Source organism: Gillisella taibaishanensis, assembly GCF_001938985.1.
In the GTDB taxonomy this organism is placed as follows: Bacteria; Pseudomonadota; Alphaproteobacteria; order Rhizobiales; family Rhizobiaceae; genus Allorhizobium; species Allorhizobium taibaishanense.
Map to the genome: position 1 here is coordinate 776,090 of NZ_MKIN01000021.1, position 19,786 is coordinate 795,875.

The 19,786-nt window shown below is 57.5% G+C and carries 17 protein-coding genes; 9 read left to right on the top strand and 8 right to left on the bottom strand.

Annotation, left to right across the window (positions count from 1 at the left end):
• The first annotated feature begins 589 nt into the window (after nt 1–589).
• The 8 genes from BJF91_RS10655 to BJF91_RS10690 all read left to right on the top strand — a co-directional run bounded on the left by BJF91_RS10655 (nt 590) and on the right by BJF91_RS10690 (nt 8,581).
• The gene (locus tag BJF91_RS10655) at nt 590–2,164 is read left to right on the top strand and encodes an ABC transporter substrate-binding protein (protein WP_407639874.1); all 1,575 of its coding nucleotides are present in this window, start codon (nt 590–592) and stop codon (nt 2,162–2,164) included.
• Between the two features lie 16 nt (nt 2,165–2,180).
• A complete protein-coding gene (locus BJF91_RS10660; protein WP_075614432.1) occupies nt 2,181–3,209 on the top strand; it encodes an ABC transporter permease in 1,029 nt (342 codons plus the stop codon).
• The gene (locus BJF91_RS10665) at nt 3,206–4,108 is read left to right on the top strand and encodes an ABC transporter permease (RefSeq protein ID WP_075614433.1); all 903 of its coding nucleotides are present in this window, start codon (nt 3,206–3,208) and stop codon (nt 4,106–4,108) included. Before BJF91_RS10660 ends, BJF91_RS10665 begins: the two co-directional genes overlap by 4 nt.
• Nucleotides 4,095–4,940, top strand: a complete 846-nt coding sequence (locus BJF91_RS10670; RefSeq protein WP_075614434.1) for an ABC transporter ATP-binding protein — start codon at nt 4,095–4,097, stop codon at nt 4,938–4,940. Before BJF91_RS10665 ends, BJF91_RS10670 begins: the two co-directional genes overlap by 14 nt.
• A complete protein-coding gene (locus tag BJF91_RS10675; protein ID WP_075614435.1) occupies nt 4,937–5,674 on the top strand; it encodes an ABC transporter ATP-binding protein in 738 nt (245 codons plus the stop codon). The genes BJF91_RS10670 and BJF91_RS10675 overlap by 4 nt, the downstream gene beginning before the upstream one ends.
• Nucleotides 5,675–5,942: 268 nt before the next feature.
• The gene (locus tag BJF91_RS10680; protein ID WP_075614596.1) at nt 5,943–6,770 is read left to right on the top strand and encodes a MetQ/NlpA family lipoprotein; all 828 of its coding nucleotides are present in this window, start codon (nt 5,943–5,945) and stop codon (nt 6,768–6,770) included.
• A gap of 73 nt (nt 6,771–6,843) precedes the next feature.
• The gene (locus BJF91_RS10685; RefSeq protein WP_075614436.1) at nt 6,844–7,923 is read left to right on the top strand and encodes a methionine ABC transporter ATP-binding protein; all 1,080 of its coding nucleotides are present in this window, start codon (nt 6,844–6,846) and stop codon (nt 7,921–7,923) included.
• Entirely contained in the window at nt 7,916–8,581 is a 666-nt protein-coding gene (locus tag BJF91_RS10690; RefSeq protein ID WP_075614437.1) for a methionine ABC transporter permease, read from the top strand. Before BJF91_RS10685 ends, BJF91_RS10690 begins: the two co-directional genes overlap by 8 nt.
• A 157-nt stretch (nt 8,582–8,738) precedes the next feature.
• Here the strand turns inward: BJF91_RS10690 and BJF91_RS10695 are convergent, their stop codons facing one another.
• The 7 genes from BJF91_RS10695 to BJF91_RS10725 all read right to left on the bottom strand — a co-directional run bounded on the left by BJF91_RS10695 (nt 8,739) and on the right by BJF91_RS10725 (nt 17,348).
• Nucleotides 8,739–9,686 carry an ABC transporter permease gene (locus BJF91_RS10695; protein ID WP_407639875.1) on the bottom strand — a complete coding sequence of 316 codons (948 nt, stop codon included), beginning with the start codon at nt 9,684–9,686 and terminating at the stop codon, nt 8,739–8,741.
• A 32-nt stretch (nt 9,687–9,718) separates the two neighbouring features.
• Nucleotides 9,719–10,738: an ABC transporter permease gene (locus tag BJF91_RS10700; RefSeq protein WP_075614439.1), complete on the bottom strand. Its 1,020-nt coding sequence runs from the start codon at nt 10,736–10,738 to the stop codon at nt 9,719–9,721.
• On the bottom strand, nt 10,728–12,272 hold the full coding sequence (locus tag BJF91_RS10705; RefSeq protein ID WP_075614440.1) for a sugar ABC transporter ATP-binding protein: 1,545 nt from the start codon (nt 12,270–12,272) through the stop codon (nt 10,728–10,730). Before BJF91_RS10705 ends, BJF91_RS10700 begins: the two co-directional genes overlap by 11 nt.
• Before the next feature lie 65 nt (nt 12,273–12,337).
• Complete coding sequence (locus BJF91_RS10710; protein ID WP_075614441.1) at nt 12,338–13,345, bottom strand: sugar ABC transporter substrate-binding protein; 1,008 nt, start codon at nt 13,343–13,345, stop codon at nt 12,338–12,340.
• A gap of 38 nt (nt 13,346–13,383) precedes the next feature.
• Entirely contained in the window at nt 13,384–14,598 is a 1,215-nt protein-coding gene (locus BJF91_RS10715; protein WP_075614442.1) for an SfnB family sulfur acquisition oxidoreductase, read from the bottom strand.
• A gap of 25 nt (nt 14,599–14,623) precedes the next feature.
• Nucleotides 14,624–15,895 carry an acyl-CoA dehydrogenase family protein gene (locus BJF91_RS10720; RefSeq protein ID WP_075614443.1) on the bottom strand — a complete coding sequence of 424 codons (1,272 nt, stop codon included), beginning with the start codon at nt 15,893–15,895 and terminating at the stop codon, nt 14,624–14,626.
• Between the two features lie 34 nt (nt 15,896–15,929).
• On the bottom strand, nt 15,930–17,348 hold the full coding sequence (locus BJF91_RS10725) for an LLM class flavin-dependent oxidoreductase (RefSeq protein WP_075614444.1): 1,419 nt from the start codon (nt 17,346–17,348) through the stop codon (nt 15,930–15,932).
• Nucleotides 17,349–17,672: 324 nt separating this feature from the next.
• On the opposite strand from BJF91_RS10725, the gene BJF91_RS10730 reads away from it, so the two are divergent.
• Nucleotides 17,673–17,885 (top strand): hypothetical protein, encoded by a 213-nt coding sequence (locus BJF91_RS10730; RefSeq protein ID WP_075614445.1) that lies wholly within the window; start codon nt 17,673–17,675, stop codon nt 17,883–17,885.
• A gap of 165 nt (nt 17,886–18,050) precedes the next feature.
• Here BJF91_RS10730 and BJF91_RS10735 read toward each other — a convergent pair whose 3' ends face one another.
• Complete coding sequence (locus tag BJF91_RS10735; RefSeq protein ID WP_075614446.1) at nt 18,051–19,250, bottom strand: DUF3422 domain-containing protein; 1,200 nt, start codon at nt 19,248–19,250, stop codon at nt 18,051–18,053.
• Between the last annotated feature and the right edge of the window lie 536 nt (nt 19,251–19,786).

Below are 19,786 nucleotides of genomic sequence, written 5' to 3' on the forward strand. Positions count from 1 at the left end.
ATATAGTTCGGATCGCCGAACCCTTTTAAGTTGCAATACGAAGCAGAAATCCGCTTTCACCACCAGCAGGGTGCCGGCGCGGATGCAGCGTCCCGCACGGTGGCTGGGCGAGAGGATACGATGGCATAAACCATCCAAAATCCCAGAAAGTTTGGGTTTTCGGGTGGGTTTGATCTCTACCAGCGTAAGCGACAGTGGCCACCAGCTGTCGGCTTCTCACCAAACATGTCCATTTTCCAAATCGGCCTGACATCACTCACCGAGCGCAGGTGGCAATACCTTTGCGCACCAATGTGCGGCTCGAGCCGGAGCCTGCTTGGAATGCGTCTGATTTGGAAGTTGCCCCGCTGCTTCGGCCTCCCCGTCTCGTTCCGTTGCTTAAGGTTGTCGACAATCTGCTGCACGCCATTCCCTGTGTGAGCTATCCTGGCGCTTCATTTTTCGTCTCAGTGTAATTTGGAGGTGACACGCCATCGACCCTTGCAAAGCCTATTGATGCCATGATAATCATATTATGACATACGATGCACATAATACGTATCGTGCGTCGAATCTGGGAGGAGTTTCAATGAGGTGCTTTTCGCGACACATGGTTGTCAGCATAGCTCTTGGTGCGCTGGCGCTTACTGCATCGGCCGCCTCTGCTGCAACACCGAAGAACCAACTTGTCATCGGAACGTCGCTGGCGCAGGTCGTATCGCTCGATCCACAGCAGGGGAGCGAGGCGAAGGCGCTGGAGATCATGTCCAATCTCTATGATCGGCTTGTTGCCACCGATGTTGACGGGAAGATCATTCCGCAGCTGGCTGAAAGCTGGACGGTCGACGAGAAAGGTATCACCTTCAAGCTGCGCGAAGCGAAGTTCGCCTCCGGAAATCCGGTGACGGCCGCCGACTTCGTTTACTCGCTGACACGCCTCCTGAAGTTAAACCAATCTGCGGCCTCCAACCTGACGCGTGTCGGCTATAGTGGCGACAATGTCGAGCAATTGGTGAAGGCGGTCGACGAGCACACCCTTCGCATCGACCTGACTGACAAGGTGACCTCCGAATTACTACTCTATCGCCTCGCCGGCGTGGTTGCGAGTGCCGTCGACAGTGTGGAGGTGAAGAAGCACGTCGAAAACGATGACTATGGCAATCAGTGGCTGCGCACAAACTCTGCGGGTTCCGGGCCGTTCACGCTAAATCGCTGGTCACCGAACGAGATGGTGATCATGGATGCCAACCCGAATTACGTTGCGGGGCCGCCGAAGATGCGTCGCGTCATCGTCCGCCATGTCCCAGAGAGCCAGGTCGAGCGATTGATGCTGAATCGAGGTGATCTCGATATCGCCAGCGCATTGACGGCCGCGGATCTGAAAACCTTCGAGGGTAACAAGGGCTATGTCATCCAGCGCGTGCCGACAGGCGGCTTCTACGTTCTGGCAATGAATGCCGCAAACAAATATCTATCCAACCCCAAGGTCCGGGAAGCGATCGCCTACGGCATCGACTATGCTGGCATCGAAAAGACGATCATGGGACCTTATGGCAGGGTTCGCACGGTTCCTGTTCCCGAAAATTACGAATACGCCATCAAGAGCCCGGATTGGCATCTGGATGTCCCCAAGGCCAAGGCCTTGCTTGCCGAAGCCGGATTCAAGGACGGATTCAGACTGACATTGAAGACGATCGCCCAGACGCCACGCATCGATCTTGCTACTGCCATTCAGGCATCTCTCGGCGAGATCGGCATCACGCTCGACATCCAGCAAGGCAATGGTTCGGAAATCATTGCCGCGCACCGTTCCCGCTCCTTCGATCTGCTGATTCCGCAGACAAGCGCCTATATGCCAAATGTCATCGGCTCGATGGAACAGTTCACCAGCAATCCCGACAACTCGCTCGAAGCCAATAATGCCGGCAATTTCGTCTGGCGCTCCGGCTGGGATATCCCCGAGTTGACCGCCTTGACGGCCAAGGCATCGATGGAAGCGGATGCCGAAAAGCGGGGTGCACTCTTTGTCGAACTGCAGAAAAAGTTCATCGCCCAGAGCCCGGCTGTACTGCCGATGTTCGAACGTTTCGAGCCAATCGTCCTGAATGCCGCCGTCAAGGGATATGTCGGCCATCCCAATCAGACGACAAGACTTGAAAACGTCACCAAATCAGACGCGGAATAACATCAGGCGGCCAGTCATGAAGGAACTCTCAATCAGCGAACTCGGCAAGCGCTTCTCGCAACTTGTCGTCAGTTTGTTCATCCTCTTGTGTGTCACCTTTGTCATTGGCCGCGTGCTGCCGGCAGATCCGGTGGGCGCAATCGTCGGCGAGCTCGCCGATCCTGCGGCGCTCGCGATGATGCGGGCGAGGCTCGGGCTCGACTTGCCGCTCTACCAACAGTTTTTCGTCTACTTGACCGGTCTGGTTCATGGTGACTTCGGCAACGCCATCCTGACGGGCAATCCCGTAGCCGCCGATATGAAGCAGGCGTTTCCGGCAACGCTCGAACTCGCTACGCTTGCAGTCCTCATTTCGACCTTCCTCGGCGTTCCGCTGGGGCTGATTGCCGCCTTGTTTCGCGACACGTTCATCGACAAGTTTATCCGGGTGGTTGCCCTCGTTGGGCATTCCATACCGGTATTCTGGTTCGGTATCGTCGGTCTCGTTATTTTCTACGCCGGCCTCAACTGGGCCGGGGGCCCAGGGCGCATAGACGTATTCTACGAGGGTCTGGTTACGCCACAGACCGGACTTCTGCTCGTTGACAGCCTCATGCAGGGCGAGACGGAAATATTCTGGAATGCACTTTCGCACATCATACTTCCGGCGCTGATCCTTGCCTATGCGGCGATGGCTTATATCACCCGCATGACCCGAAGCTTCACGCTCGAGCAATTGAACCAGGATTATGTGATCGCCGCGCGTGCCAAGGGCGTGCGCCCGATGCGCACGCTCACTGGACATATCCTGCCGAATATTGCCGTTCAGCTGATCACCGTTCTGGCGATTTCTTACGGCGGGCTGCTCGAGGGGGCCGTGGTGACTGAGATCGTCTTCTCCTGGCCAGGGATCGGCCAGTACATGACCAACGCATTGATGATCGGCGACATGAACGCGGTGCTCGCCGGCACGATCATCATCGGCTTCGTCTTCATGCTTTTGAATTTCCTGGCCGATGTCGCCTACGCACTGCTTGATCCACGCACACGGGAGACCGCGATATGAGCGACACCGTTCACAGCGACATCCTCGTTCAGCCGCCAGGGATGATATCGCGCCTTGCTGCGTCGCTCAGCGTCGCCATGCGCAAATTGGCCCACGAGCCATTGGGGCTTGCCGGCTTCATCATCCTGGCGCTGCTTTGCGTGATTGCCATCTTCGCGCCGCTGATAGCACCCTATAATCCGGTTAGTCAAAACCTCGGCAACACGCTTCAGCCGCCGAGTTGGACCCATATTGCCGGCACGGATGAATTCGGCCGCGATATTCTCAGCCGCCTGATCTACGGCACCCGCATCACCATACAAACGGTGCTGTCCGTCTCGCTTATCGTCGGTCCGTTGGGGCTGATCATTGGTGTCGTTGCCGGCTATTTCGGAGGACGAACGGACGCGGTGCTGATGCGTGCCACCGACATTGTCTTGTCGTTCCCGTCATTGATCCTCGCGCTTGCCTTTGCCGCCGCGCTCGGCGCTGGGCTAAACACCGCCATCATTGCCATCTCGCTCACCGGCTGGCCGCCGATCGCCCGTCTGGCACGTGCCGAAGCCCTTGTTGTCCGCAACACAGACTACGTCGCTGCTGCCAGGCTTTACGGTGCATCGCCGCTGCGCATCCTCTTGCGTTACATCGCGCCGATGTGCATCCCGTCGGTCATCGTCCGGCTGACGCTCAACATGGCCGGCATCATCCTCACTGCGGCATCGCTCGGCTTTCTCGGGCTCGGCGCGCAGCCGCCGGCACCTGAATGGGGCGCGATGATCTCGAGTGGCCGCAAGTTCATGCTCGACAACTGGTGGGTCGCGGTCATGCCAGGCCTTGCCATTCTCGTCACCAGCCTTGCCTTCAACATTGCCGGCGATGCGCTGCGCGATATTCTGGATCCCCGCCATGCCCGTTCTTGATCAATCGCCAGTCATTTCAGTGCGCGACCTCAACGTACGCTTCGCTCAAAACACGCTTCAGGCCGTGTCCAACGTCAGTTTTGATATTGGTTGCGAACGTGTGGGCATCGTTGGAGAATCCGGTTCGGGCAAGTCGACCACGGGACGCGCCCTGATGCGGCTCCTGCCGCCAAGCGCAGTGGTCACGGCTGAGCGTATGGCGTTCGGCGGCGAGGCGCTTCTCGCAAAGAGCGAACGGCAGATGGGTACCCTGCGCGGCAAAGACATAGCCTTGATCATGCAGGACCCGCGCTATTCGCTCAATCCACTGCTGCGGATCGGTAAACAGGTGGCAGAGGCGGCAAGCTTGCACCTGGCTCTGAAAGGCAAAGCTGCATATGAGCAGGCAAGAGCGATGCTCGAGCGTGTCCGCATCGACAACCCGGAACGGGTGATGGCGCTTTATCCGCACCAGATCTCCGGCGGCATGGGGCAGCGCGTAATGATCGCGATGATGCTTATCGCGCGCCCGAGGCTCGTTATCGCCGACGAGCCGACATCGGCACTCGATGTCAGTGTCCGGCGCGACGTCCTGATGTTGCTGGATGAACTGGTTCGCGAGAACAATTCGGGGCTGCTCCTGATCAGTCACGATATCCGGATGGTTGCTGCCTTCTGTGAACGGATCCTTGTTATGTATGCCGGGCGCGTCGTCGAGACGCTGACCAGGCTGGAGGATGCTGCCCATCCCTATACGCAGGGCCTGATAGCGGCGTTGCCCGATCCCCGCCATCCCGTCCGCAGGTTGAAGATTTTCGATCGCAGCGCACTCAACGCGGAGCTTGCGCAATGATTAAAGTTGAAAAACTGGACGTCGTCTTTGGCGCCAACAAGAGCCGAAATCATGTTGTTCGCAACGTAAGCTTCGATGTCGCCTCCGGCGAAACGCTGGGGATCGTCGGTGAATCCGGTTGCGGAAAGTCGACGGTTCTACGAGCCCTGGCTGGCATAGAAGCTGGATGGACTGGCAGCATCGCCTTCGACGGCCGGCCAATTGGCAAGATACGCACACGAGACGAGTTGTTGCGGGCGCAAATGGTCTTTCAGGATCCTTATGGATCATTGCATCCTCGCCTGCGGATCGGCACAGCGCTTGCCGAACCAATCCGCTCGATGGGACTGGGCGACGGTTGGGATCAGGCGCAGCGGGCTTTGGTACAGGTCGGCTTGCCAGCGGCGTTCGCAAACCGGTTCCCGCATGAACTATCGGGCGGTCAGCGTCAGCGCGTTGCGATTGCCCGCGCTCTTATCCTCGAGCCGGCGATCCTGCTGCTGGATGAGCCGACATCGGCGCTCGACGTCTCCGTGCAGGCGGAAATCCTCAACCTGCTTGCTGACCAGAAAGACGAGCGCAACCTCACTTTTGTGCTTGTCAGTCACGATCTATCGGTCATTGCACATATGTGCAATCGGGTGCTGGTCATGAAGGACGGCACATTTGTCGATGAGCTGACACAGCGGGATCTTGAACAGGGTATTACCCATGCAGACTACTCGCGGCAGCTGTTCGAGGCGAGTTTTCTCTAGCAGCAGCTATCGCCGTTCAGATGTTGCGGCGGTGGCGAGGCTGCCGGAAAGCCCTTCTGGTTACCTGCGATGCCGCGGCTACCACTGCTGCGCACAATAATCTACACGATCAGTAGATTATTGTGCTGCCTTCCTTGTTCAGAAAAGACGGCTATTCCCGATTGCAGCTGCAAAAGAAACATGGCTTCGTCGAAAGTGTCCTCAGTTCCTGCGATTGTTCCGAGCATTGGAAGTTCATCTTCCGGATGCAATCGCGAGGCACATGAAAATGAAGAATAGCAGCAAAAACACGTTTACCTGGACCCGCCGCGCGGGACTTGCCGCCCTCCTCGCCGGGGCCATTGCCGGTTTCGGCCTGCCAACGGCGCAGGCGGCGGACAAGACGATCAAGGTCGGTATCATCAGCGGTGAGGATGAAGATGTCTGGCGGGCCGTGACCGCTGAAGCCGCCAAGAAGGGGCTCACCATCAAGACGGTGGTCTTCAATGACTACACTCAGCCTAACGAGGCGCTGGAGCGGGGCGAAATCGACGCCAACGCCTTCCAGCACAAGCCCTACCTTGACAACCAGATCAAGCAGCATGGGTATCACATCGTGCCGGTAGGCTATACCGGTGTCTGGCCGATCGGCCTCTATTCGAAAAAACACAAATCGATTGCCGATATTCAAAGCGGTGCACAGATCGGCGTTCCCAATGACCCCTCCAATGAAGGACGGGCTCTGTGGGTGCTGCAGAATGCAGGCCTGATCAAGCTGAAGGACGGAACCGGCATCCTGGCAACCGTTGCAGACGTCGCCGAAAACCAAAAGGGCATCAAGATCAAGGAACTGGACGCCGGTATTGTCGGTCGCTCCATTGATGATCTGGACGCCGCAGTCGTCAACACCGACTGGGCGTTAAAGTCGGGTCTCAGCCCTGCCGAGCGCATCGCGCAAGAGCCCATCACGGATAATCCCTATCGTAATTTCATTGCTGTCAAACAGGGGAATGAAAATCAGGAGTGGGTGAAGACGCTGGTCGCGTCCTACCAGAACGACAGCGTCAAAGCCGTCTTCGAGAAGGTCTACAAGGGAACCGGCCTCATTGCTTACTGACAGGGCGATCGGTTTTTAGGTTTTCACGGCGGCGGGCACACCCGCCGCCTCTCGCTATTTGGAGAAAATGGTCATGAACAGCCATGCTTTCATACCCGTGGGCATTGAGGCGAGCGAATCCCTGCCGCATCTGAAAGACGAGGTCGTGCGACTCGTCGATGTGCGCCGGCGGTTCAATCGGACGATCGCCCTTGACGGCGTTTCCCTGTCCGTTCCAAAGGGGCAGATTCTTGGTATTATCGGCCGCAGCGGTGCCGGCAAATCCACGCTCATCCGCTGCCTGAATGGACTTGAACGTCCCGATAGTGGTCAGATCGTCATTGAGGGCAAACGGATCGATCAATTGCCGGAGCGGTCGCTGCAACCTCTGCGCCGCCGCATCGGCATGATCTTCCAGCACTTCAATCTTCTGTCGGCCAAAACGGTGGAGGCCAATGTTGCCCTGCCCCTTAAAATCGAAGGCGTCCCGAAGGCTGAACGGCTGGCCCGCGCCCGCGAACTGCTGGATCTGGTAGGATTATCGGACAAGGCAAAGGCCTATCCGGCACAGCTTTCCGGCGGCCAAAAGCAACGTGTGGGCATCGCTCGGGCGCTTGCCGCCCGCCCAGCTCTGCTTCTCTCAGACGAGGCAACCTCGGCGCTCGATCCGGAAACGACCCGCTCCATCCTTGCGCTGCTCAGGGACATCAATAAAAAGCTTGGCCTCACCATCGTGCTGATTACCCACGAAATGGATGTGGTGCGCACGATTGCCGATCGAGTTGCCGTCATCGATGCGGGACGGATTGTTGAGGAAGGGGACGTCCGCAGCGTCTTTGCCAATCCGCAAGCGCAGATCACCAAAAGTCTTCTGGCGGGTAGCCGGCCGCAACTCCCTGGCCATCTCGAAACGAGACTTGGTCCATCGGGAGATCAGATCGTGGTCAGCGTGGATTTACTGGGTTCCTACGGCCAACAGCAGTTTTTTGCCGATCTGGCACAAACCATTAAAAATGGCGGCGCACTTCTTCAGGGTAGCCTGGAGCATATACAAGGTGAACCCGTTGCTCGTTTCTTTATCGGCATTCCCGCAGGAAACACTGCGATCCTGGAACGCCTTCGCATGAAGATCGAGGCCGCCGGCGCACGTCTGGAGGTTCTCGGATATGTCTGACATCATGATTGACTTACTGCTCAGCGCCATCTGGGAAACCCTGCTGATGACGCTTGCCTCCGGGCTGATTTCGCTGCTCGCCGGGCTACCACTGGGTCTGGCCCTCGTGGCAACAGACAAAGGTGGACTTGCGGAAAACCGATGGATCAACAGCGGCCTTGGCGCAATCGTCAACGCCTTCCGCTCCGTGCCCTTCATCATCCTGCTGGTGGCGCTCATTCCCGTCACGCGCCTCATCGTTGGCACGGCACTCGGCACATGGGCGGCGATTGTGCCCCTGTCGATCGCAGCTACGCCCTATTATGCCCGCATCGCCGAAGTTTCGTTGCGGGAGGTGGACCGCGGCCTCATCGACGCGGTGCGGGCGATGGGCGGCAACCGCTGGACCGTGATCCGAGAAGTACTGATCCCTGAAGCGCTCCCGGGCATCATCGCCGGCTTCACCGTCACTCTCGTCACCCTGATCGGGGCCTCGGCCATGGCCGGCGCCATTGGCGCTGGTGGTCTTGGCGATCTCGCCATCCGCTACGGTTACCAACGGTTCGAAACCGGCGTCATGGTTGCAGTGGTCGTGGTGCTGGTCATTCTCGTCTGTGGCATCCAATGGATTGGAGACCGGGTCGTCGCGGCGCTCTCGAGCAGACAGACGTCTTCCTAGGATTTCTTAAAGAAAACTGGAGACCGGCTGGTTCAATCTCAATCTGACGGTTCTCCAGAGTTTACCGGAAGATCCCGGGCTCCGTTTCCGTGGGACATCTTGAACATCATGATGCGTTTTGTCCCATCGCTTTTGGGACGGAAAGCCCTTCCAAGCGCTATCCTCTTTGTGTCTTGCGGGTAGCGAAGCTCAATGCAAGCACGAGAAAGATCAGTAGGCCTGTCCCGACCTGCTGCCAGTAAAAATTCAACCCGCTGAGGAGCAGCCCGTTGGACACGATGGCGAGAAGCAGAACACCCAGGATCGTTCCGAGAACATTGGGGCGGCCATGCGGATGGATCGTTGTGCCGATAAAGGCGGCGCCAATTGCATTCAGCAGAAAGGCGTTGCCTGAATTGGGAATGTAAACAGTGATCGTCGATGTCAGGATCAGGCCGGCGAACGCGGCAGTCAACCCGACCAGGATGTAGGCGCCACCGAGATAGAGCCGTAGCGGCAGGCCTGAATAACGAACCACATCGGGTTGGACGCCCGACGCGATAACGACGCGACCAAACCGGGTCTGACCAAGGAGGAAAGCCGCGACTGCCGCAAGCGCCAAGGCCGCTAGCAACGACAGCGGAATGCCAACGATCGTACCGTGGCCGAGCGCCCTGAAGCTCTCGGGAATACCCGATTGCGATAGATAGATCGGATTACCGCCGTTGGTGAGGAGTTGCTGAATACTCCTGCCAACGAAAAGCGTGCCGAGGGTTGCCAGAAACGGCGACAAGCCAACGCCTGAAATCAGCAGCGCATTGAAAAGGCCCACCAACGCCCCTGCTCCCAATCCAGCGAAAAGCGCTAGCCACACGGGGTTTCCAGCCAAAACCAGAGAAACAAAAGCGAAGCTCGCAAAGTCGATTGCCGCCCCCACCGAGAGATCAATGCCGCCGGACGCTACGGCGAAAGTCATAGCCACCGCGACGACGGCAAGCAAAGTGAAGTTGTTGACGAGCAGGCTCTGCAGGTTGCCTGTCGTCAGGAAGCTCGGGGCCGTGAGAGCAAAGGTCGAGAACACGATCACAAGCGCGGCCAAGAGCGCCGAGCGAGCACCGAGGGCCATGAGACTTCCGGAGATAGCCCGATATGACATGATCAGCTTTCCCTGCGAATGAGCGTTGTCGCAGACACCGTCAGTAGAATGAGGACACCTTGAACGCCGCTGACAAGCGTGCTGGACAAGTTGAGCAGTTGAAACCCATTGAGAAGGACGCCGACAAACAGCGCCGATAGCAGCGTGCCACCAATCGTAGGAACAAGCCGCCTAGAAAAGACCGATCCCAGGAGAGCCGTGACAACGACAGGCAGGAGCATTTCACCAGAGCCGGTGCTGGAACCGCTGAGATAGGCGGTGTTCAGGATGCCCGCGATGCCCCCGCAAAACCCGCTGATCAAAAACGAGGCTGAAACATATGCCTTGACCGGGATACCTGCCGCCCGCGCCGCTTCCGGAAACTCCCCCACGGCGTAGAGTCTAAGGCCAAAGCGCGTGTTCTGGATGATCAGCCCCATCACAAGCGAAAATCCGATCAGGACATAACCGAGCGACGGTATCCCGAACAGAGCGCCAGACGAAAGGTCAGTCAGTAGATCGCTGGAGGCTGGTATGACGGTATTTTCCGTCAGCACCAGTTCAAGCCCTGCGACGACATTCATGACCGCAAGTGTCGCGAGAAGTGGGACGATACCGATCTGCGCCACGGCCAAAGCGTTGACGGCTCCGATGATCAGCCCTGTACCCAGTGCGGAGAGTGCTGCAAAGCCGTCGCCGTATCCCATCTGAAGGAGGCTCGCGTAGACGGCGGCGCTGAGGCCCATATTGGCCGCCAGCGAAAGATCGATACCACCGGTGACGACATTTGGACCTCCCGCGATGACCACAACCGTCAACCCGATCGCCAGCACCCCGGTCACTGCCGTCTGGCCAAGAATGTTGCCGATGTTGAAAATCGACAAAAAGAAGGGTGCCGATGTTGAAAAGATGACGAGAATAACGAGAAAGGTCAAAAGCGCCCCATAGCGCAAGGCTGCAACCGCAAGGCGCGTTCTCCCCTTAGCGCTAGGCTTGGGTCGCCTTCTTTTAACGAACGCATAGTTTTGGGCATCAACCGACATGACGCGACCTTTCCGGGGCTCCGGTCGCCTCTGCTAGAATTTCTGTTGCTGTCGTATGGCTGGAAAGAAGTTCACAGGTAATCCGCCCCCGGAACATCACCAGGACGCGATCAGCGAGCCCTACCAATTCGTCGAGATCGGACGAAAGAAGAATAATGCTGGCGCCTTGTGCTGCAAGGTCGGCAATCAGACTGTAGATTTCGGCCTTCGCACCGATATCGACCCCCACGGTCGGCTCATCCAGGAGATAAAGTTCGGTGTCGCGCCCGAGCCATTTGGCGATCGCCACCTTTTGTTGATTACCGCCGGAGAGGGAACGCACCAGCGCTCTAGGGCCGGATGTCTTGATTTGCAGCTTGCGGATCAATTCCTGGGTTGCGTTTTCCTCGGCGCGTGGATCAAGCCGACCAAACCGGAGAAAGCGTCCGAGATTGGCAAGTGTTGTATTTTCCTGCACCGTCATCTCGAGAGCGACTCCATGTCGGCGCCGGTCCTCCGGCACGAGGGCGATACGTGCTCTCGCCGCTTGTCTGGGCGTGTCGAAACGCAGTTTCCGTTCGCCGATGACAATTTCTCCCGACGTCGCAGCTTCAAGCCCGAAGAGGACCCGCATGAGATCCTTCGCTCCCGAGCCAAGCAGTCCTGTCAGACCCAGGATTTCGCCGCGCCGAAGCGTAAAGGACAACGGTTCGAATTTTCGATCGAGCGCGAGATCACGCACCCGAAGATAATCTGTGCCGATTGCGGAATGACGAGGCGGGAAGAGATCACCGGCTTCTCTGGCCACCATTAGCTGGCCAATTTCCGCAGCCGATGTGTCGGAAAGAGAAAGCGTCGCCACGTCACGGCCATTCCGCAAGACGGTCACAGCATCGCATATCTCTTCGATTTCCCGCAGGTAATGAGAGATGTAGAGGATGGTAACCCCTTCTCCTGCGAGGCGGCGGATCAACCCGAACAGGATGTCCGCCTCTCGACGCACCAGCGCCGCTGTCGGTTCATCGAACACGAGGATCTTGGGCTTGCGAATGAGTGCACGCGTGATCTGGATTATCTGCTTTTCAGCGGTCGTAAGATCCGCGATCAGCGCGCCGTCCGGGAGTTCAAGATCAAAGTAACTCTTGAGCAACCGCGCCGCCTCACGCCGCATGCCGGAGCGATTGAGAAGCTGCAAGCCGCCATATACAGGCTCGTCGCCAAGAAACAGCGCCTCGCCAACGCTAAAGCTCGGTGGCAGCAACCGGTCCTGGTGAATGAAGTGGATGCCTAATGCCTCCGCGAGCTTGGGGGTCAGGCGGTCCTGCGGCGTGCCACAAATCTCAATGATGCCTTCGTCAGGCTGATAAAGCCCGGCGAGGATCTTGATCAACGTGGATTTACCTGCACCGTTTTGCCCGACAAGACCGTGCACCGATCCCCGCCCAACCTCCAGCGCCGCTCCGTCAAGCGCCCGGGCGCCGCCGAACGTCTTGACGATCCCGGTCATGCGCAGAACGCTTGCACCGGTCGTCGGTTGCCCACAAAATTCGTTCATCGCGATACTCCGGAACAGGACTGCCGGCTCCCACAGCGGTGGAGGCCGATCGAAGAGTAGAGACGTCAGCCAATGCCAAGTTTTTTGCTGACATCAGCCACGTTGGTCTTGTTGGCGAGCAGGGCTGGGACATAGGTCTCACGCGGCAATGTCTGACCCGCCAACAGCCGGGCGACGTTGCGGATGGCGGTCCGGCCAAGTTCGGCGGGCTGCTGGGCGACGTCTGCGGCAGCCGGTGATTTCGGGTCGGCGACGAGCTGCAGGACTTCGGGGCTGCCATCTACGCCGTAGGTCTTGATCTCTGTACGGCCAGCGGCTGACAGCGCTTGCGTTGCGCCAAGCTGCGGAATATCCCATGCGGACCAGATCGCTTTGATCGATCCCTTTTCCGGATAGCGATTGAGGATGGCGGTGATCTGGGTGAACGCGTCCTGCACCGTGTTGGGGATGACGTCGCGCAGCTCAGGCTTGATAATCTCGACCTTCGGAAAATATTTCACGACATTGACAAGCTGATCGTAGCGGATCGCGCAGGGCGTAACGCCATAAAAGCCATTGAACACGACGATCTTGCCTTCGCCACCGATGTCCGACACCAGCTGCAGTGCGAGATCCTTGCCGATACCCCAATTATCCGAGGTGGAATTGTTCAGCGAATTGGTAGAACCGACATCGATGGTCAGGACCGGAATGCCCGCGTCACGTGCCTTTTTAAGCCATGGATCAATAACGGTCAGCGTTCCCAGCAACTGGACGATCGCGTCAGGCTTCTGGGCGATCAGCGTTTGCAGCTGCGACACGAGTTTACCGTCATTGCGGCCCGCATCGACCGCGATCGGTTCGCCGCCAAGACGTTTTACCTCCTCGATCTGGGCATTATAGGCATGCAGGTCGAAGAAGTGATCGGTGCCTGCTGCGCTGATGCCAATGCGTTTGCCTTTGAGCGAAAGTTCGCCGTCGGCAAGGCTGGGTCGAGCGCCGATCATGGCGGCCCCGGCGACGGACGCTCCTGCGAGTGCCGTGAATTTCAAGAGATCGCGCCGGCCAAGACCTGTGCTGCTGTCGTTCGTCATAAGTGCCTCCTGTAGGAATTGGTCCGTCGAATGCCGCTTCAGAGAGCCCCATTCTTGGGCGGCAAAACGCCGTTGAGCAGGTAGTTGCCCACAGCATGAAACTTCCACCGCACGGGATCATGCAGCGTGTGGGTGCGGGCGTTGCGCCAGTGCCGATCGAAATTGTGTTCGGCCCGCGCCGATTGCGTGCCCGCGAGTTCGAACAACGTGTTTGACGCCTCAAGCGCGGCCTCTGTTGTCAGTACCTTGGCGCTGGCGACAGCGAGGGTTGCCGCAAGCGTGTCGGACTCAGAGAGCGTTTCACGCGCCCGATCGACCTTGCGGCCTGCTTCGGCGATGAGTGCCGCGCCAGCATCAATCCGAACGGCAATCTGGCCGACCCGGTGGATCGTCAGTGGATCTTCGGAAGCCTTCTCGACGCCGGCATCCATCCACGGTCGCGAGCGGCTGGTGACGAAGGTGATCGTATCGCGAAGTGCCGCGCGGGCAATGCCGAGGTCGACGGCTGCCTGAATGATCTGTCCCACGGATCCGATGGTCTGCGGACGTTCGAAACTCCGGTGATGCCGGACGACCGCATCACCGGGCACGTGGACATTGTTGAGAACTGTGGTACCCGAGCCGGTTGTGCGTTGCCCGATGCCGTCCCAGTCATCAACGAGTTCGATGCCCTGCGTACCCTTCGGCGTGAAGGACATGGTGAGCTTCTCGTTTTCGTCATTGGCAAAGATGACGATCCAATCGGCAAAAAGGACCCCGGTGGAATAGAACTTTTTGCCATTGATGACGAAGCCCTCACCATCAGGACGGATCGTCGTATTGTAATGTCCGACGGTTTTTGTACCGATCTCGGAAAGCGCGTTGCCAAACTTGTCGCCCGCAAGAGCCCGGCCGAAATAGAAAGCCTTCTGCTCCTCCGATCCCTCAATGCGCAAGGCTTCGAGAATATAGAAGTGATTTTGCGGGATCTGGCCGATTGATCCGTCAGCTTCCGCCAGAAGGGCTATCACCTCGCCGAGTACCGCGTTGGAAACATCGATCCCGCCATAGGCTTTGGGAACAGTAATCGCCAACAGGCCGGAGCGCGCGAGTTCGTCCATCTCCTTGTACGGCAGAACGCGATCACGGTCGCGGATGGCAGCGCCTTCCGCAAAGCGCAACGACAGGGCGCGTGCGACATCAAGAGCTTCCGCTTCATTGTGGATGCGATGGGCGGCGCCATCGGTCTTAAACTGCAGCGCGTGGCTGGTCATCTCTTTACCCCTCTTCGAAACGATGTCAGGCGGCGGCCGGCGCGGCGCCAGTTTGGGCGGTAGACACAGCGGTGGGCGTTTCGCCGATGCGCCATTGATAGGGCGGCGGCGTCCCGTTGACGGCAAAATTGCCGACGATCCGATCCTTGTAGATACGGGGGTTGTGGGAGGACAGCGTGCGGGCATTGCGCCAGTGCCGATCAAGAGCGGCCGAGCTTTTCACCGCGGATGCACCAAGCGTGTCGAACAAGATTGTCGAGGCTTCGAGAACAAGATTGGTGACCACGCCCAGCGCCTGCGACGTCTCGAGTTCGGCAACGGCATTGGCGCGCTCCTCAGCCTCTGCATTGCCCGCGAAATGGCCGGCGTAAGCCCGCTCGAGAGAGGCTGCGACCTGCAGCACGATGGCGCCCGCCGCATAGGCATTGGACCGAATGCGGCCGACCACCTGGAGGATCTGCGGGTCCTGGCTCGAACGCGGCCCTGCTGCATTGGAGAATTGGCGCGTTCGGGCAGCAACGGCCAGCGCTGTTTCCTTGGCGATTGCCCGACCGATGCCGGCCAGCGTTGCCAGATGCACCGTCTGATAGAAGGCCGCAGCATAGCGGAATTTATCGTCGTCCAGAACGATATCGATCGGATCGACGGACGCATTCGAAAATATGGTCGTACCGCTGGCGGTGAGTTTCTGACCGAAGCCGTCCCAGTCGTCGACGACACGAACGCCCGGATCATCGCGGCGGACGAGAACGGTCACGGCTTCGCCATCAAGGCCAGTCGCGCCGACATCGATCCAGTCCGCGAAAAGCGATCCGGTCGTATAATATTTCGTACCGTTCAGAACCAGATTTGCCCCTTTGCGTGCGATATGGGTCGCAAAAGTCGCCTGACTTGCATTGCCGATCTCCGTCCAGGCATTGCCGGCAATTTCGCCCTTGGCAATCCGCTCCGACCAACGTGTGCGGAAGCCGCCGGGAGCCGTATTGACGACGTTTTCGGCGAAACCGAAATGCCCGCGCAGCGCCTGGGTCACATTGGAATCGGCAGCAGACAATTCGATAAGCAGATTGAAGAATTCCGGAAGCGTAGCGCCGAAGCCGCCCTCGCTTTCCGGCAGGCGAAGCGCGCCGAAGCCTACCTCTTTCACGCTGTTGATCTCCGCCACCGGAAGGATACGACCCGTCTCGCGGGAGACGGCGCCTTTCTCGATCTCAGCGAAAAGCGGACGAAATCGCTTGGCCAGGTCTTCATAGCGCAAGGAAGGACCAGCTCCCCAGGCCTCATCGATCTGTGACATGATGCACCTATGCTGTTTTAACGGATTGCGACGCTCAGGCGCCCACGGTCTTGAGTTGCGGCTTTCCCACCTCGGCATCACGGCGCTTTACCGCCTCGATGTCCCGGTAACGGTCGGCAGGATGGCTAGCGGGAAGGTAGGGGCCGTCACCAAACAGCTTCTCCCTGAGGGTGCCGGGCTTATAGGCTGTCGGATAGGCGCCACGCTTCTGAAGCTCGGGAACGATATGCTCGACGACATCCTCGAAACTGCCGGGCGTCACTGCATAAGCAATATTGAAGCCGTCGACATCGGTGTCGGCCACCCATTCTTGCAAGATATCGGCGATCGTCTGCGCGGAGCCTACGAAGACCGGACCCATACCGCCGATACCACCGAACTTGGCCAGTTCATCCATCGTCCAGGACTTATCGCCGCCGGCAATATGCTCGACGAAGGAATGGATGGCGTTCGTTTCCACCTTCTGAATGATGTCAGTGGGCGCATATTGGCCAAAGTCGATGCCGCTCCAACCCGACATGAAGACCAGCGAGCCGTCATATGAGACGTAACTCTTGTAATCCTCAAATTTCGCTTGGGCCTTTTCCTCGGTCTCATCAGTGATGATCGTGATCAGCGTGTAGATATAGACCTTCCTTGGATTGCGACCTGCCTTGGCAATCCGCTCGCGAATGTCGGACACATAAGCCTTGAGAACGGACTTGGTGGGGGCGGCGACAAAAATGCATTCCGCGTTTTCGGCAGCAAACGCCTTGCCTGGCCCCGAAGCACCGGCCTGATAGAGCACCGGCATGCGCTGTGGGGACGGCTCCGTCAGTTGGTAACCCGGCACATCGAAATATTTTCCTTTGTGAGCGATCTCATGGACCTTCGAAGGGTCGGTGAAGATCCGCCGGTCGCGGTCGCGCACGACAGCCCCCTCCTCCCAGGATCCTTCGAGCAACTTGTACAGCACCTCGAGATATTCGTTGGCGGTCTCGTAGCGGTTGTCATGACGCTGAAGCCCGGCCTGACCGACATTCTTGGCACCGCTTTCCAGATAGGAAGTAACGATGTTCCAGCCCAAGCGCCCCTTGCTGTGATGGTCGGCCGTCGCCAGCCGGCGGGCAAAAGTATAGGGATGCTCGAACGACGTGGAGGCGGTGACCCCGATACCCAAGTGTTCAGTCGCAAGCGCGATGGGCGCGACAAGCTGTAGCGGATCATTGACCGGTATCTGCGCGGCTTGCTCGATAGCGTGATGGTTCGAGCCATTGTAGACGTCGTAATAACCGATGACGTCGGCGATAAAAATTCCATCGAACACGCCTCGCTCAAGCGTCCGTGCAAGATTTTGCCAGTAATCCAAGTCCTTGTAGGTCCACGACTGGTCCTTCGGATGCGCCCAGAGCCCTGGCGATTGGTGGCCGACACAGTTCATGTCGAAGGCGTTGAAACGGATCTGGCGTGTCATGGATCACCTCTTGTCTGTGATCGACACCGTATCAACTTCAATGCAATTAACGAGTTAAACTATGTTTTTAGTAGATTAATGAGGAGAAAAATTTGCTCGGTTTCTTTGGAAATGGAGGATTCACCCGCCCCATCCCCTGTTAAAGCGGAAAGGCCATCGCACCATCGCGCTATGCAGATGTCAAATTGCGCCATGCGTTTAGCTGTTATTTACGCCATCATGCGATTGGACGGAGGTCTCTGCAGGGCTGTATATCGTCCTCCAGCGAACAATGGTGCCTACCACTGTCTTCTGAAATGTTACATGCACCGAACCGGAGGCTTCATGGAAACCATTACCATCGAGACGCGCACAGACTTTGCGAACTGGGCGATTGAGCGGGCGCGTGCCATCATCGCTGAACAAGGCGGAGATCTCGCCGTTGCTGCGCGTGACATGGATGAGGCAAAGATCGGCATCGCAGGGAACGCCCTGGGCCAAGCGATCGTCGATGCGCTTCTCGAGGTATTCGATGGCTTAAGCCAGGACGAAGACTAAGGACGCCGAGATTGCGCATCCCGCGACCGGTGTCACCCTTCATCTGCGATAGGACGAGTTCCTTAACGTGAACAATGAATGCATTGCCTGCACATGTTCGGCGGCCTGGTGGCAACCCCAAGACCGCACATCCTGCCGGTCGAGCACACTTGTATAGTCTCGACGCTAATGCTCTGAATTTAAAGCTTGCTTGACACGCAAGATCGTCAGACAGACCGTCCCGATCACAATCGGGATCGCTATTAGCATCACCATGGGATCAATATGATATCCGGCGTGATCCGCGGTTTCGAAGGTGACTTTGAGAAGACTTAAAAGATAATAGCTGATGGCGATGATCGAAAAACCTTCGACCGCCCGCTGGATCTTGACCTGCGTTGCCGCTCTTTCGGCCATTGCTCTGATCTGGACGGCATTCTGGTGCTCGATCTCCACCTGGATTCGTGTCTGCAAAAGATTGATCAGATGAGTTGTCGCCTGTGAAAGTTGCTCAAGACGCAACGCTGTTGCCTGACAGGTCCGGACGGCAGGTTTGAAGCGGCGTTCCACGAAGGTGCCGTAGCGCTGGAACCCCGGCACATGGGTCTCTCGCAACGATGCTATTCGCTCCTCGACAATCGTCGTATAGGCCGCGGTCGCGCTGAACCTATGACGAACTTCGGATGTAGCCGAGATGATCTGCGATGCTAGTACCGTAATGTCAGCCAAGAGACCCTTGTGCTCGTCTGACGGGGTCTGAAGATTCCTGTTGGTCAGTTCAATCAACCGTCGGTCATAGTCGGAGATCATGGGAGCCAGACTCTGTGCAACGGGGAGCCCAAGCAAAGCCATGGTCCGATAGGTCTCAATTTCAAAGATACGCCGGACCATCCGCCCGAGCCGGCGTGCGTTGAGTTCCCTGTTCAGCATAAGGATTCGACTGGAGCCATCTTGCATGACCTTGAAGTCAGAGCATATCTGCGCAGAGCCGCCGCCGATAGATGATACGGCAGTGTCACCGAAACTGAAACTCGACAGATACGAGGATATATCCGCGGAAACTTTGTCGACAACCAATATCGAAACGCGGCAAATCTGCTTTGGTGAAGCGATACCCGTCAGTTCCAGAACTTCAAGATCCGATAGTTCCGAAGCAGGCCATTCTGAGGCCTCAGCCGTCAATTTCCGCAGTCTCGTTACGGTGACGAACTCGGTGTGGCGCTCCACACGCAACGTAACATCTGCGTCGTGCGACTGCGTGTCATGAAATCCCAGGGGGCTGGCTTCACCTCGCATGATGGCAACATGCTCGACGAAAGCTGGCCCATCAAAATAGATCGACGGGCGCGCATGTAATTCTGCATTGAAATCCGAAAACGATCTCATCTTATCGTCATTCCCCTGAAATTTATAGGAATCTACAGAGGGCGATTTAAGAAGAAAAGGGACAAAGACAGATCGAAATCAGATCGCCGCATAAATATCGATTGAAATTAAATACAAGCTTGGGAGTGCTAGACTGCACGGTGTTCTGCGGCACCGATTGATTTGCCGAAGACGTCGCTTAGTGCTGTAATGATGAGATCTCAGAAGTGCCTCGGCGTCCATCGATCTGCGATATACGCATTCGAGCGTCGCCTTAATGTTCTGCCTGTATAGCTGAAACGAGCATCTACAGCTGGAGAAGCGCGGAAGTTATCGATCCGGGTTCGGGATATGAAAGGCCCAGATAGCCGTATCATCGGAGTGGACGTTGCGTGCCAATCTTAGTGCGCATATTTAAGCTCAGCTTCACATCTCTTTAACTTTAGTAAATTTCCGCAATTTACTCCCTCGACTAAAGTCATTCTCGGGAGGAATTGGAAATGATGCAAGAAGCTTATGGCCGCTTGCGGCCGATAACTGTGACAAGTCTATCTGCC